This is a genomic window from Neisseria sp. P0022.S010, assembly GCF_051956635.1.
In genome coordinates this window covers 1-14,875 of sequence record NZ_JBQCXF010000018.1, presented here as the reverse complement: position 1 = coordinate 14,875, position 14,875 = coordinate 1, and the positions used below count along the sequence as shown (strand labels likewise).

Below are 14,875 nucleotides of genomic sequence, written 5' to 3'. Positions count from 1 at the left end.
TTCCCATTTATTTTCAGACGGCCTCTTCATGTTTCCCAACGAATCCGCCCCCAACCTCCTGCAAGGCTTAAACCCCGAACAACTCTCCGCCGTAACCTGGCCGCCGCAATCCGCTCTCGTTTTGGCAGGCGCGGGCAGCGGCAAAACGCGCGTGCTGACCACGCGCATCGCATGGCTTTTGCAAAGCGGGCAAGCCAGCGTACACAGCATTATGGCGGTAACGTTTACCAACAAGGCCGCCAAAGAAATGCAAACCCGTCTCGGCGCGATGATTCCCGTCAACGTCCGCGCCATGTGGCTCGGCACGTTCCACGGTCTCTGCCACCGCTTTTTGCGCCTGCACCACCGCGATGCCGGCCTGCCCTCTTCCTTCCAAATCCTCGACAGCGGCGACCAGCTTTCCCTGATCAAACGCCTGCTCAAAAACCTCAACATCGCTGAAGAAATCATCGCACCGCGTTCGCTGCAAGGCTTTATCAACGCGCAAAAAGAATCCGGTTTGCGCGCTTCCGTGTTGAGCGCGCCCGATCCGCACACGCGCCGCATGATTGAGTGCTACGCCGAATACGACAAAATCTGCCAACGCGAAGGCGTGGTCGATTTTGCCGAACTCATGCTGCGCAGCTACGAAATGCTGCAAAACAACGAAATCCTGCGCCAACACTATCAAAACCGCTTCAATCACATTCTCGTTGACGAGTTCCAAGATACCAACAAACTGCAATACGCCTGGCTGAAACTCATGGCGGGCGGCAACGCGGCAGTGTTTGCCGTCGGCGACGACGACCAAAGCATCTACCGTTTCCGCGGCGCAAACGTCGGCAACATGACCGCGCTGATGGAAGAGTTCCACATCGACGCGCCCGTCAAACTCGAACAAAACTACCGCTCTGTCGGCAACATCCTCGCCGCCGCCAACGCCGTTATCGAAAACAACGACGAACGCCTCGGCAAAAACCTGCGCACCGACGCCGAAGCAGGCGACAAAATCCGCTACTATTCCGCCTTTACCGACCTCGAAGAAGCCCAATTCATCGTTGACGAAACCAAAGCCCTCGAACGCGAAGGCTGGGATTTGGACGAAATCGCCGTCCTCTACCGCAGCAACGCCCAATCGCGCGTTATCGAACAAAGCCTGTTCCGCAGCGGCATTCCCTACAAAATCTACGGCGGCCTGCGCTTTTACGAACGCCAAGAAATCAAACACGCGCTCGCCTACCTGCGCCTCGCCGTCAATCCCGACGATGACAACGCCCTCTTGCGCGTGATTAACTTCCCACCGCGCGGCATCGGCGCACGCACCATCGAAAACCTTCAGACGGCCTCAAACGAACAAGGCATCACCCTTTGGCAGGCAGCCTGCAATGCCGGCGCAAAAGCCACCAAAATCGCCGCCTTCGTCCACCTGATTGAAGCCCTGCGCAACCAAGTCGGACAAATGCCCCTGTCCGAAATCATCGTCGGCATACTCAAAGACAGCGGCCTGACCGAACACTACCGAACCCAAAAAGGCGACAACCAAGACCGCCTCGACAACCTCGACGAACTCGTCAACGCCGCCATCGAGTTCAAACCCGAAGACAGCAACTTTGAAACCCTGCCTGAAAACATTTCAGACGACCCCGCCTTCCCCATCCTCGCCTTCCTCAGCAACGCCGCCCTCGAATCCGGCGAAAACCAAGCAGGTGCAGGCGAAAAAGCCGTCCAACTGATGACCGTCCACGCCTCCAAAGGCTTGGAATTTAACGCCGTTTTCCTCACCGGCATGGAAGAAGGCCGCTTCCCCAGCGAAATGAGCCTTGCCGAACGCGGCGGCCTCGAAGAAGAACGCCGCCTCATGTATGTCGCCATCACCCGCGCCCGAAAACGCCTCTACATCACCATGGCGCAACAACGCATGCTGCACGGACAAACCCAATTCGGCATCGTCTCCCGCTTCGTCGAAGAAATCCCGCCCGAAGTATTGCACTACCTATCCGTCAAAAAACCCGCCTACGACAGCTACGGCAGCCCGCGCCAAACCGCCGCGCCCAAAGACAAAATCATCAACGACTACAAACAGCCGCAAACCTACGCAGGCTTCCGCATCGGACAAAACGTCCGCCACGCCAAATTCGGCACCGGCGTCATCATCGATGCCGTGGACAAAGGCGAATCCGCCCGACTGACCATCAACTTCGGCAAACAGGGCGTAAAAGAGCTGGACACCAAGTTTGCGAAATTGGAAGAGATGTAAAAGGGAGATGACAGAGGTCGTCTGAAAAACGAGGGCAACAAGCTTTGCCCCAAATTCCGCCGTCATTCCCGCTCAGACGGGAATGACAGACAGTAAAAGTCGGGTATAAATATCCACCCACCTGTTATAACTGAAATCAATAAGGAAAAACATTATGCCCCAAGTTTTTAAAGATTTTGATTTGTCCTCCGTTTGGGAATCTAATAGTTGGGCGGATAAGGACTACAAAGAAGCCTCATTTACCCCTGAGATTTTGGCTGCTGTAGAAAGTGAGCTAGGCTATAAATTGCCACAAAGTTTTATTGCATTGATGGCAGTACAAAACGGCGGGATATTTATCAAAAACTGCTTTCCGACTACTCAGAGAAATTCGTGGGCGGAAGATCATGTGCAAATTTGCGAGGTATCAGGAATCGGTTTTGAAAAAGAAGGGAGTCTGTGCGGCGCGATGGGGCAAAAACTTTGGCTGGAAGAATGGGAATATCCGCCTATCGGCGTGTATTTTGCTAACGACCCATCTGCAGGACATGCCATGTTTGCCTTGGACTATCGAGAGTATGGAAAAGACGGAGAGCCGAAAGTGGTGCTTGTCGAACAAGAATGGGATTTTGAAATAGTCGAACTTGCCCCCGATTTTGAAACCTTTATCCGCAGCTTGCGGCATGAAGATGAGTTTTTAGATAACTAATAAAAAGTAGGCCGTCTGAAAATTTTTCAGACGGCCTTTTAACATCTACCTACTAAGCCGAAAAAGCCTTATATGCCATTGAAACGATAATCAGCAAAACCGTTACAACCAAAACCTTACGAATAACTTCTCCGTTTGAATTAATAGCATGGAGGCTGCCAAAATGGTTGCCCAACAAATTTGCCAAAATCATCGGGATTCCGATTAGGAACGCCATTTTCCCTGCTATCAAGAAGGCAACAAATGCCCCGATGTTAGAAGCAAAATTGAAAATCTTGGAAGTAGCCGAAGCCTGCAACAACGACAATTTGTTAATGACAAACAAAGCAATGATGAAAATACTACCTGTACCCGGGCCAAAAAAACCGTCATAAAAACCAACAATCAGACAAGTTAAAAATACGGCGATAACGGATTTTTTTATCTCGCCACGCTCGTCTTCTTTTTTCAGCAAAACACCTTTAAACAAAGTTGCCAGCAAGCCTATGGGCAAAAACGCAAGAATAATGTAATTGATGGTTTCCACCGGAAGAATCAAAATGACTTTTGCACCGACAAATGCCCCAATTAAAGCCGCAACAATGCCAACCGGCACAATATGCCATACGATCGAACTGCTCTTCATAAAATTTTTAATCGCAGCCACCGTACCGATGGTACTCACCAATTTTTCCTGTGCCAACGCGACCTGAGGCGGTAAACCTACCATCAAAAATGCGGGAATCAAAATCAGCCCTGCTCCGCCCGCAATAGCATCGACATAGCCCGCAATCAAAGACGCGGCAACCAGCAGGAAAAGGCCGAGATAAAAATAATCGGCAATAATACTGCCAGGAATAAATAATTGTTCCATGGATTGTTTCCTCTTGATTAAATTTTTTGTTATTAAAAGTTATTAACTGCTCAATACATCGCCCTTCTTCGTCAAAACATATTGATAAACTTCTTCTACCGTAGCTTCGTCATAGCTTTTGCCAAAGCGTTTTTTGTAGCCCAGTTCGTATAGTTTCACATGATGCCCTTCCGGGATTTCAACGCCCACATTTTCCAAACACGATTTGGCGCAATGCAGATGACAGCCGTCAATAACCAACATCGGCCGTCCGGACTGAGCTTTGCGTACCAACGGCGCAACTTTGCCGCCCACGCCGGAAATGCACGACATTTCAAATTCTCCGGCATGGTCGAGCGCTACGGCAGTGTTGTTGGCCAGCTGCGCCACATCGGAACATCCGGAACAAGAATAAATTAAGGGAAGCTCATTGCGGTTAGGCATTTTCTATTTCCTTCGGTAGCGGTTTTTATCTTTATGTGTCCGCCCATGGTCAGTCTGTCGGGCGCATTATGCGTGGTATGCGGATATTCGGGTTGCACCCGTTTTCTTTTTTCAGACGGCCTACGGCGTATCCATTTATATATTAAAAGGCATCATAACTCAATACGATTAGACATTCTAGAACAAAGCAGATGCTACCTTCTAAAAAATAAAGGCCGTCTGAAAACAGATAACGCTGCTTTTTTCAGACGGCCTTTTGTCTAAAATACCCATTATTTATTAATAAGATTAATAATTCATCTAGCAATTAATCCATCAGAGATTAACGAAAATTTTATATCCATATTGGATTATTTGTTCTGAATCACACAAATAAAAGATATGCTTATCTGATAGACGTTCTCTGCTAGGATGCGGGCAAGCCTTCAACGGTGAGATTTTTATTTATTCTTACAACGGAGATTCTCTAATAAAAATGAAACTATTGTTTTCAGCTTTAGCCTTGTCCGCGTTTATGATGGATGCTCAGGCACACGTAACTATTCGCAATTACGCCAACGGTGTGGACAGTATTGCAGGAAAATCAGACCATTTCCGCCTGAATGTGCCTACCAATCGCGGAAAAGCGGTGACTAAAGTGAAAATGGTTGTTGCTGAAGGCGTTAAATTGTTGTTTGTCCATCCTATGCCGGGTTGGACTTATACGACCGAGAAAAATGCTGAGGGCAATATCGCCAGCATTACTTACAAAGGCCGCATGGAAGCGAGCGAATTTACTGCGTTCCCTTTTATTGCGCTCAATCCTAAAGGCGATGTTTCCGTTAAATACAAAGCATACATCACCTACGAAGATGGTGTTGTGGTGCCTTTCGACGGTTCGGAAGAAGCAAAAGGTTATCAGCCTACAATTCACCTGAAATAATTGGTTAGGGATGTTTGCCCTAATGCCCATAGGTCCAATCAAGACATAAAAAGCCCTTAAACGTTGATTAAGCCATTGATAAATTAGGTTTAATTATCGTTTAAGGGCTGTAGCTTCACTGTCAGTTATCGATTAGGTAAACTGCGGCAATGAGTACATACAACTTCCCACTGACCATTGCGGTAGCGGTCATATTGTCGAACACGTACTGGTTTTAAACTAGTACAGTTACAGTTGCAGGTCATATATTTAACCTTTCCTTGTTAAAGGCATGCCACATTTCCAAACTTTTACAACCGTTTTGGAGTGTAAAAAATTTGCGCTCTCAACTGTATAGTTAGATAATCATCAGATTGTCAATCAAGTGTATTATCTCTATACACGCTGGTTAGTGTAAAGTTGCACATTCAAACCACTAACTATATACGGCTTGGGATGTTAGCAGCATTCCAAGTCGTTTTTCTTTTTTAAAATTTCAAACTCAACTGCTCTGGGATATAATTAATCCCCATTTTTCTCAAAATACATTTTGCAAACTCATCAGCTTGCCATTCGGAATCTTCCTGCTTCGTAGGTAATGTATCACTGTGATGAAGCATCGCTTTATGACCTAATAGTAGGTGTCCTAACTCATGAAAGAAAATAAAAATAGCCTCATCTTCGCCAAGGCAAATACGCGAATAGAGGCTATTGGGCAGTAGAATAGTGCCGTTATTACACATAGCATTGGTAATATCCAGCCACTCATCATCCGCCACAATATCAATTACAATGCCGTACTCTTCCAGCATCTCCATAAACGTATCCATTTTTTTACGGGTACGCTTATCCACTCCCAAAAACTTGGCAGCTTCATTTGCAAAAAAATCAATTGTATCTTCACTTAATATTTCCACGCGCACACCACGCATTAAATAATTAATTGGTTGCATCATTATTTTCTTTCAATGATTATCTCTGATGAATACTTCTTAACAATTCAGCAAATCGCTCCAATTGTTCTTTGCTAAAATCCGAACTGGCAAAACCAGCTACCAACATTTGCTGTTGTAAACTTAAGCCACTTAACGATACATTTTCATTAGAAACCATCGCTTTTTGCTTCAAATCATGAACTGGATAGCCTAAACTTTGGAAAAAATCTTCAATTTTTTCTACAAAATCCATTGGTACTTTACTGCGACCAGTTTCAATAGCACTTAAGAAAGCGGGAGAAGTACCTAATGTATCAGCCATTGTTTTTAACGTCTGTTTAGTTTGACGACGAGCCGCCCGAACGGTCTCGCCAAATGTAGTCAGTCCCATTGTTCAAGCTCCTTTTCTTATATTTGCAGTACATATTGCATTTGACTCGGAACAATAATAGCAAATTACAAAGCATAATTCAAGCATTTTAGTTGAAAAGTTGAATTCTATTAAAATCAGTGTGATAAATACAACAAGAGACGTCCCCTAAATTCCTAATAAGACATTTAAGGATAATTTTGCAAAGGAAAAGACCGTCTGAAAACTAAATCAGTTTTCAGACGGCCTTTTTATTTGAGATTAATGATTAGGAGTTGTGTTCGCCATCATTCTCTTCTTTAGGCGGAACGGGGGCAAACCAGCCGACCAGAAGCAGCAACAGGCCGACGATGATGAAGGAGACGATGCGCGCGATACCGCCGCTGTTGGAAAGCTCGATCAGGAAGAGTTTGACGACTACGATGCCCATCAGCGTCGCTCCTGTCATCCAGTAGGAACGCTGTTTACGGCGGTTGCCGAGTACCATCAAGATGATGGCGGTTACTGCCCAAACGACGGAGAGGCTGGCTTGCAGGCCGAAGGATTGGAGCATGATGTCGAGACGCCAAGTGATGCCGTCGTAGAAATGCCATACGCGCATCACGCCTGCGCTGATCAGCATAAATGCCAAGGAGGCGACTGTAGTTGCCGTGGTACGGCGAAGGTCGGGCGGCAAGGCGTCGGGCAGGGATTTCAGGGCAAACCAAAGCATACCGGCACTGGCGAGTTCCAATGGGTTAAGCACGGGAATATACGGCAACGGCGCAGGTTGGAACGGCGTGGAGAAGTTGGTCCACAGCATCCAACAAGCGGCGGCAAGGGCGCACAACGGCAAGGCGAAATGCTGATAAATGGTTTGATGCCGTCTGAAAAATGCGCGTTGGCGCTGCGTATGGAAAACAATCCACATCGCCAAAGGCACGACCAGCCATGAAAGCTGAGTCCAAACGCCGGAGAGGAGGCCGCCAACATACAGCGCGGTCCAAAGCGTCCAAAGCACGCCGAGTATCATAATATTGAGTTTGTGCAACCAAATCAGATCAGGGCGCGGATAGTTGTTCAGAATGATGAAGTTCAACACGGTAGCGGCGGCAAGCGGCAAGGCTGCGGCGGCTGTCCATGCGTGTTCGGTATGGTAGAAGACAAAATGCAGGGCAAACACGGGCAGGAATGCCAAGTTTGCCTGCAGCAATTCTTCCCATTTCAAACGTTTGGCAAACAGCAGCAGGCCGGCAAATATCGGCCACATCCACAACTCAATAAACAGGGTTTCCTCGCCTGTCCATTGCATATAGAGGGCGTAGCTGCCTGTTGCCAACGCTGTAAGCAGGATGATCCAGCCTGAAACCTGCGCAAAGTAAACCTCGTTTCCTTCCGGCTTTTCACTTGCAACCGGCACACGCGGATATTGCAGCGCGTAGGCAGCCGCAAAAAGCAAAGGCGTAGCGGCAATAAGGTACAGATGGCTCAGGAAGCCTTGGGATTCATAAATGATGCTGGATTGCAGCAACAGGGCGAACAATACATTGCCCAAGGCAAATGTGATAAATACATTTGGCTCGTGTTTGCGTCGGCAGAATGCGCACGCCGCCGCCAAAGCGGAAAGAGCGACAATGCTGCCTTGGTCGGCCAAGAAAAGCAAAGGCAAAATAGAGATGTACAGCAAGGCGGCAGACAACACGGCCGTCTGAACGGATTTTTCCCATTGCGCCGAACCTTCGCGCCGCGAGAAATTCCACAATAAATAAATCGCCGCTCCGCCAAGCAACACCACAACCGTCGTAAACCACTGCCCTTCCAGAACGGTATCCGTGCCGAAGCCCTGATAATTGCCCAGCTGAATCAGTGCCGCCAAGAGATAAACCATCAGCGCACCCAAACGGATATGCGGACGCTGTTGGCGCAAACCGAAGAAATAAACCAGTGCGGATTCGGCACTCCACAAGATAACCGTATTGCTCGGTTCAAAATAAAGCGGAACGGCAATCGTGAGGAACAACACCGCCAACGCAAAAAACGCCTGACGCAAAATATATAAACCCTGCTGACGTTTCAGCAGCAGAGCGGCCAGTCCGTAAACAGCGGCAAAACCCAATGCGGAAAGCGCATCCGCAGACGGCCAATGCTCCACCATGCGATATTGCAGGCCGAACGCCGCCGCCATCGTGCCAAACAATAAAGTATGGTCGAGGACATGCACGCGCAGGCCGTGTGTATAAATACTCTTGCCGATTTCTTCCAAAGTCGCATTGTCGGCAATCGGCGTAACGCTGTCTTCGCTGTTTTCCGTCAGCTTACGGCGTGCGAACAGATACGCGATAAAGGTATAGAGCAGCCAGTGGTAAATCAGGAAAGGCTCAGTAGTAGCGAAATGTTGCGGCGTATAACTTCGCATGCCCCACAGCGCGGCAATGGCAAAAGTAGCGACAAAACCCGTCAGGTTCAGCGGACGCCATGCCTTAAACCAAGCAATCGCGGCCACACCGCCGTTGAGCAGGGCAAGATAAGAAAACAGCACCAAATAATTGCCGCTGCCGTCTGAAGTCAGCAAAGGCGCGGCCATACCGCCGATTAAAGCAACCTGCGCCATAATCTGCGCGTTCTGCCTTACCGCCAGCCACGCCATCAGCACCACCATCGCCACCATCAGCCCGAACACGACCGACACAGGCAGCAGCGGATGCAGTTTCAACGCCGCCAACGCCGTCAAATACATCACTGCCACGCCGAAACCCTGCAACACCAAGCCATATTCACGCTTACGGCTTTGCAGCTTCCAGCCACCGACCACCGCCGCCAAACCCGCGCCAGCCACAGTCAGATAACGCAGCTCCACCGGCACATGAACCCGCTCGGAGGCATAGCGCAAGAGGAACGCCAAGCCGAGGAACAGCACCACAATACCGGTTTTCAACAGCGGATTACCGCGCAAGAACCAAGCAACCATCGGATTGTCGGAAAACTTGTACTCTCCGCCTTCCACCTTATCTTTATGGATAACGAATTGACGCGATGGCGCATCTTTATTTTCAGACGGCATCGAAGCAATAACAACCTCTTCCTTAGGCAGCCCTGCTTGTTCAGCGACAACCGGAACAACCGCCTCGACAACTTCTTCCACAACAGGCTCAGACGAAGCAGCAGCCTTGGCAGAAACAGGATCAATAGGTATAGAAAAAGAAGGAGCAAACGCCTCTTCAATCTTCTGCTTAACAGGCGCAGCTTCCGCTTCAGGCTCAACCCGGACATGAAGCGGCTCAGAGGCCGTCTGAACATCGGCAACAGCCCGAGCCTCAAGCCCCTGCCCTATCTTCGCCTCATCACGGACAGCCTCATGCTCCAACACCGACAAACGCCGTTTCAGCAGCTCGATTTCCTGCTCCAGCTTCTGCATCTTGTCGCCTGCCGTAGCAGATTCAGCCAAACGCTCTTCTTGACGCTGTTTGGCAATCGACCAAGCAACCAGCCAAAACAACGACCCAATAATCACGCCCGTGGCCATCTCATCAAGAAAATAGCCGATCATAATAGGAATAAGCAGGCCAAAAAACTGCATGAAACACCTGTTTGATAACAATAAGAATATGCCGATTGTAACACCAGCAACATTATTCATGAAAAAAAGAGACAAAAGGCCGAGAATAAAAGCATACGGCAAATAGAATATAAAGAATCGGCATAGAAAAAGGAAAAAGGCCGTCTGAAAATATTTAGGGATTTTCAGACGGCCTTGGATTGATTAATCCTTCTTAATCGGCGGATTCGCATTAATCGGCAACGATGAGCGGGACACTTTAACATTTGGATAATGCTTGCGCATTAAGTGCTGAAACACTTCAGCCTTGCGATGATTTCCACTCTTTTCGTAATTCGTCCCCAAAATTACCTCGTCCACCATATCACGTACATCGGCATAAGGCAGATAGATAGATTGCGTAGTATTGCAATATTCGATTTTATCCGAACCGATTTGTTCGATTTTCAGCAGACGGAACTCTTCTTCATCGCGGAAAGCAAAATCTTTAAACAGATAGCGGATATATTCCAAAGCTTTTCTGTCTTCATCACTGATATTATTAGATTTTTTAATTAGCTCTATCAGTGCTTCTTCAAGTTTCTTGATACGAAATTGATGCCAACTTGGATTTTTTCCTACAGGCTTTAATCGGATACCAAAACTTTGATTATTCTTATTCAACAACCATTTCCCACATTTCTCCTCAGCAATATATTCATCTTGATAAGCGATATAAGCTACCTGATAAAGCGGTAGGTTTTCATCTTTCGAACCCGCTACATCTGCCTCTATTGGTTCTTTGAAACCTTCATTCTGTTTATTTGTAAAACTTTTGAACGAAGCAGAAACATCAGGCTCTTTCAACCAATCCCCGCTTTTATTAAATACCAAGCAGCAGCCCGATGCTTCCACGCCATTTTCTTTACCATATAGACGAAACTGGTTCAAATCGTTTACGCGGCTGGAAAAGCAGGTAAAGAAAGCATTATGGACAGGACAATCAGCCTTGTTTTCCAATTCCAAATCTTGCAGATTCAGCAGCTCCAACAGTCCTTCCCCTTCAGTCGGGTCGTTCATATAAGTGGAGCTACCGATTCTCATTGGACTAACCTTACTCCTGTCAACAGGAGTTTTATCATTAGTTTGATCGCTGACAATACCGAATAATCTTTCGCATACTGAAGGCGAAGTGTAATGGGCAAGAGGAATTGACCCTAATTCCATAGGTGGGATATTTAAAACTGCCAGAATGGTAGTGATGTCGTCTATTACAGTTTTTTCTTTTTGAGTTCCTTCTTGAGTTCCAAATAAATCTCCCTGTATTTTCTGTTTTTTCCAGTCAAAATATCTTTCCCATTTTTGTTGAATTTTGGCTTGTGCGAAATAACAACGGCCTAACCGAGATTGTGCACTATTTCGTGCTTGAAGACTGTTTTGCTCATCTTCCATATCCTCAGAAAGAGACAATTGCTCTTTATAGCAATCAACAGCTGTTTCAAATAATCGATCCGCCAACTCTACTTCCGACCTTATAGCCTGTTCTAAATAACAGCGGCCTAACCAAGATTGAGCATAGACTTGTTCTTGAAGACTGTTTTGCTTGTTTTCCAACTGTTTAGCAAATTCCAACGATCGTTCGAAATGCTTAACTGCCTTTCTACATAACTGTTCCGATTTCTTGTTTTTGGCTTTTATCGCCTGCTCTAAATAGCAGCGACCAAGCCAATGTCGGGCATTGATTTGTCTTTGAAGGCTGTTGTCATTGTCTTCCAACTGGTTGGCAAGACTCAATCGCTGCTGCAGGTGTTTAACTGCCTCTCTAAATAACCGCTCCGATTCCTTGCCTTTTGCTTTTTTCGCATACTCTAAATAGCAGCGACCTAACCAAGCTTGGGCATAAATTTGTCTTTGAAGGCTGTTCTGGTTGGCAAGACTCAATTGCTGTTGGAAATGTTCAACTGCCTGTCCAAATAACTGTTCCGACTCCTTGCCCTTGGCTTTCATCGCTTGCTCTAAATAGCAGCGACCAAGCCAATACTGAATATCGTTTTGCTCTTGAATTTGGCTATTTTTATCTTCGATTCCATCTAAAGCCTGATTCAGCTTCTCAATCGCTTCGTCAAATTTTTTGTTCTCGAATAACTCTACGCCTTCATTAATTAAATCTTGAACATTCATTACTTTATCCCTTTCTCCAAACAATCTCTTAAACTCCATACCATCTCAATGCGCCTCTTCCCAATTCATACCCATGCCCACTTCTGCCACCAGCGGCACGTTCAACATCCCTTCGTCCACTTTCGCCATAATCCGCGGCAGTTTTTCTTTGACTAAATCCAGTTCGGCTTCGGGTACTTCCAACACCAATTCGTCATGCACCTGCATAATCAGCTTGCTCTTCAGGTCATCTGAAGCCAGCCAGCGGGATACGTCTATCATGGCGCGTTTGATGAGGTCGGAGGCGGTGCCTTGCATGGGGGCGTTGATGGCGGCGCGTTCGGCTCCGGCGCGGGCATTGGCGTTTTTGTTGTGGATGTCGGGCAGGTAGAGGCGACGGCCGAACAGGGTTTCGACAAAGCCTTGTGCGGCGGCTTGTTCTTTGGTGCGCTGCATGTATTCGGCGACGCCGGGATAGCGGGCGAAGTAGCGGTCGATAAAGTTTTTAGCGGAGATGTTGTCGATGCCCAATGATTTGGCGAGGCCGTATTGGCCCATGCCGTAAATCAGGCCGAAGTTGATGGTTTTGGCGTAGCGGCGTTGTTCGGACGAGACGTTTTCGGGGGCGGGGCCGAATACTTCGGCGGCGGTGCGGCGGTGTACGTCTTCGCCGTTTTGGAACGCGGTAATCAGGGTTTTGTCGCCGGAGAGGTGCGCCATGATGCGCAGCTCGATTTGGGAATAGTCGGCGGAAACGATGACGCTGCCTTGCGGTGCGGTGAAGGCGCGGCGCACGCGGCGGCCTTCTGCGGTGCGGATGGGGATGTTTTGCAGGTTGGGGTTGTTGCTGGCGAGGCGGCCGGTGATGGCGACGGCTTGGGCGTAGGTGGTATGCACGCGGCCGTCTTTGGGGGAAATCATTTCGGGCAGTTTGTCGGTGTAGGTGGATTTGAGTTTTGCCAGGCTGCGGTTTTGCAGGATGATTTTGGGCAGGGGGTAGTCGGGCGCGAGCTGTTCGAGCACGGCTTCGTTGGTGGAAATGCCGCCTTTGGCGGTTTTTTTCAGGCCTTTGGTGGGAATGCCCATTTTGTCGAACAGGATTTCTTGCAGCTGTTTGGGCGAATTGAGGTTGAACGGCTGCCCTGCGGCGGCATAGGCTTCTTGTTCGAGCTTCATCAGCTCGGCGCCGAGTTCCGCGCTTTGGCGGGTGAGCTCGGCGCGGTCGATTTGTACGCCGTTGCGTTCCATTTCAAACAATACCTGCGCGACGGGCAGCTCCATTTTTTCATACATTTCAAGCTGTTTGGCGTCCATTTGCGCGCGCAGGTGCGCTTCGAGGCGCAGGGCGAAATCGGCGTCTTGGGCGGCGTATTCGGTTGCTTGCCCGATGGCGACATCGGCAAAACCGATTTGTTTCGCGCCTTTGCCGCACAGCGATTCGTAGGTAATGGTTTCCAAGCCGAGCCAGCGTTCGGACAATTCGTCCAAACCGTGTCCGAGATGGCTCTCAATGATGTAGGAAGCGAGCATGGAATCGCCGGCAATGCCGTTCAAGGCGATGTCGTAGTTGGCGAAAACGTGTTGGTCGTATTTGAGGTTTTGCCCGATTTTTTTCAGGGCGGGGTTTTCCAAATGCGGTTTCAGACGGCCTAATACGTCTTGCAAATCAAGCTGTTCTGGCGCGGCAGTCAGGCTGTGTCCTACGGGGATGTAAACCGCTTTGCCTGCTTGGAACGCGATGCTGATACCGACCAGCGTGGCGTTCATCGCGTCTAGGGAAGTGGTTTCCGTATCAATGCCGATTTTTTCCGCCTGCGCCAGTCTGTCCAACAAAGCGGCAAACTGCGCTTCGGTGGTAATAGCTTGATAATCCAGCTTTTCAGGGGCTGGGGCGAGTTCGGGTTGTTTTTCAGGCTGTGTTTCCATCGCCAATGCGGCTTGTTCGCCGATATGCTCGCTGCCAAACAAATCAGTGCTTTGCGCTTCGTGCATACGGCTTTCCGCCTCTTTCAGCCAAGTACGGAAGCCCCAGCGTTTGAAATCGACAACCAGCTGCGCCCATTTAGGTGTAGTACGGCGCAGGCTTTCGAGGCCGTCTGAAAGCTCGGTGTGCAAGTCCACATCGGTTTTAATCGTTACCAAATCATACGACAGCGGCAATTGGGGCAGCGCGGCTTGCAGGTTTTCGCCTACCTTGCCCTTGATTTCCTCAGCGTGTTCCATCACACCGGCCAGTGAGCCGTAGGCTTCCAGCCATTTCACCGCTGTTTTCGGGCCGCACTTCTCCACGCCCGGCACGTTGTCCACCTTGTCGCCCATCAGCGCTAGATAATCGCGGATTTGGTCGGGGCGCACGCCGAATTTTTCTTTCACACCTTCAATGTCCAGCGTTTCGCCGCTCATCGTGTTCACCAGCGTCACGCGCTCGTTCACCAACTGCGCCATGTCCTTATCGCCGGTGGACACCACCACGTTCCAACCCGCTTCGCCAGCCATCGCCGCCAGCGTGCCGATAACGTCGTCCGCTTCCACTTGCGGAATCACCAATACCGGCCAGCCCATCAGGCGCACCAAATCCGGCAAGGCTTCCGCCTGCGGGCGCAAATCGTCCGGCATCGGCGGGCGCGTCGCCTTATAGTCGGGGAACATCTCGTGGCGGAAATTCTTGCCCTTCGCATCAAACACCACCGCGCAATAGTCGTGCACATAATCCGCCCGCAACCGGCGCAACATGTTCAACACGCCATAAAGCGCACCCGTCGGCGCACCATCTGGCGCAGATAAATTCTGACCCA

10 protein-coding genes are annotated in these 14,875 nt (G+C 49.0%); 3 read left to right on the top strand and 7 right to left on the bottom strand.

Annotated features, from left to right (window positions below; all coding sequences use genetic code 11):
- The first annotated feature begins 28 nt into the window (after nt 1-28).
- Together uvrD and ACTHUT_RS03820 are read left to right on the top strand one after the other, a co-directional pair.
- Nucleotides 29-2,236 carry a DNA helicase II gene (gene uvrD, locus ACTHUT_RS03825; protein ID WP_440385980.1) on the top strand — a complete coding sequence of 736 codons (2,208 nt, stop codon included), beginning with the start codon at nt 29-31 and terminating at the stop codon, nt 2,234-2,236.
- Nucleotides 2,237-2,390: 154 nt separating this feature from the next.
- A complete protein-coding gene (locus ACTHUT_RS03820) occupies nt 2,391-2,924 on the top strand; it encodes an SMI1/KNR4 family protein (protein ID WP_440385979.1) in 534 nt (177 codons plus the stop codon).
- A gap of 52 nt (nt 2,925-2,976) precedes the next feature.
- Here ACTHUT_RS03820 and ACTHUT_RS03815 read toward each other — a convergent pair whose 3' ends face one another.
- On the bottom strand, nt 2,977-3,777 hold the full coding sequence (locus ACTHUT_RS03815; RefSeq protein WP_003748132.1) for a sulfite exporter TauE/SafE family protein: 801 nt from the start codon (nt 3,775-3,777) through the stop codon (nt 2,977-2,979).
- Nucleotides 3,778-3,819: 42 nt separating this feature from the next.
- Nucleotides 3,820-4,200 (bottom strand): putative zinc-binding protein, encoded by a 381-nt coding sequence (locus ACTHUT_RS03810; RefSeq protein WP_003748129.1) that lies wholly within the window; start codon nt 4,198-4,200, stop codon nt 3,820-3,822.
- A 475-nt stretch (nt 4,201-4,675) separates the two neighbouring features.
- On the opposite strand from ACTHUT_RS03810, the gene ACTHUT_RS03805 reads away from it, so the two are divergent.
- Entirely contained in the window at nt 4,676-5,122 is a 447-nt protein-coding gene (locus ACTHUT_RS03805; protein WP_440385978.1) for a DUF1775 domain-containing protein, read from the top strand.
- A 467-nt stretch (nt 5,123-5,589) separates the two neighbouring features.
- On the opposite strand, the gene ACTHUT_RS03800 is transcribed toward ACTHUT_RS03805, so the two are convergent.
- The 5 genes from ACTHUT_RS03800 to polA form a co-directional block, all read right to left on the bottom strand.
- A complete protein-coding gene (locus ACTHUT_RS03800; protein ID WP_239651999.1) occupies nt 5,590-6,057 on the bottom strand; it encodes an ImmA/IrrE family metallo-endopeptidase in 468 nt (155 codons plus the stop codon).
- 16 nt (nt 6,058-6,073) lie between these two features.
- Nucleotides 6,074-6,427: a helix-turn-helix domain-containing protein gene (locus tag ACTHUT_RS03795; RefSeq protein WP_204788040.1), complete on the bottom strand. Its 354-nt coding sequence runs from the start codon at nt 6,425-6,427 to the stop codon at nt 6,074-6,076.
- Between the two features lie 247 nt (nt 6,428-6,674).
- Entirely contained in the window at nt 6,675-9,962 is a 3,288-nt protein-coding gene (locus ACTHUT_RS03790; protein WP_440385977.1) for a DUF2339 domain-containing protein, read from the bottom strand.
- 183 nt (nt 9,963-10,145) lie between these two features.
- Complete coding sequence (locus ACTHUT_RS03785; protein WP_440385976.1) at nt 10,146-12,101, bottom strand: tetratricopeptide repeat protein; 1,956 nt, start codon at nt 12,099-12,101, stop codon at nt 10,146-10,148.
- Nucleotides 12,102-12,146: 45 nt separating this feature from the next.
- Nucleotides 12,147-14,875 (bottom strand): DNA polymerase I (polA, locus tag ACTHUT_RS03780; protein WP_440418678.1); only part of this gene is annotated, 2,729 nt, incomplete at its 5' end.

Bases quoted from the DNA above. Each gene is read 5' to 3' on its own strand.
- uvrD (WP_440385980.1), top strand. From the start codon at position 29: ATGTTTCCCAACGAATCCGCCCCCAACCTCCTGCAAGGCTTAAACCCC.
- ACTHUT_RS03820 (WP_440385979.1), top strand. From the start codon at position 2,391: ATGCCCCAAGTTTTTAAAGATTTTGATTTGTCCTCCGTTTGGGAATCT.
- ACTHUT_RS03815 (WP_003748132.1), bottom strand. From the start codon at position 3,777: ATGGAACAATTATTTATTCCTGGCAGTATTATTGCCGATTATTTTTAT.
- ACTHUT_RS03810 (WP_003748129.1), bottom strand. From the start codon at position 4,200: ATGCCTAACCGCAATGAGCTTCCCTTAATTTATTCTTGTTCCGGATGT.
- ACTHUT_RS03805 (WP_440385978.1), top strand. From the start codon at position 4,676: ATGAAACTATTGTTTTCAGCTTTAGCCTTGTCCGCGTTTATGATGGAT.
- ACTHUT_RS03800 (WP_239651999.1), bottom strand. From the start codon at position 6,057: ATGATGCAACCAATTAATTATTTAATGCGTGGTGTGCGCGTGGAAATA.
- ACTHUT_RS03795 (WP_204788040.1), bottom strand. From the start codon at position 6,427: ATGGGACTGACTACATTTGGCGAGACCGTTCGGGCGGCTCGTCGTCAA.
- ACTHUT_RS03790 (WP_440385977.1), bottom strand. From the start codon at position 9,962: ATGCAGTTTTTTGGCCTGCTTATTCCTATTATGATCGGCTATTTTCTT.
- ACTHUT_RS03785 (WP_440385976.1), bottom strand. From the start codon at position 12,101: ATGAATGTTCAAGATTTAATTAATGAAGGCGTAGAGTTATTCGAGAAC.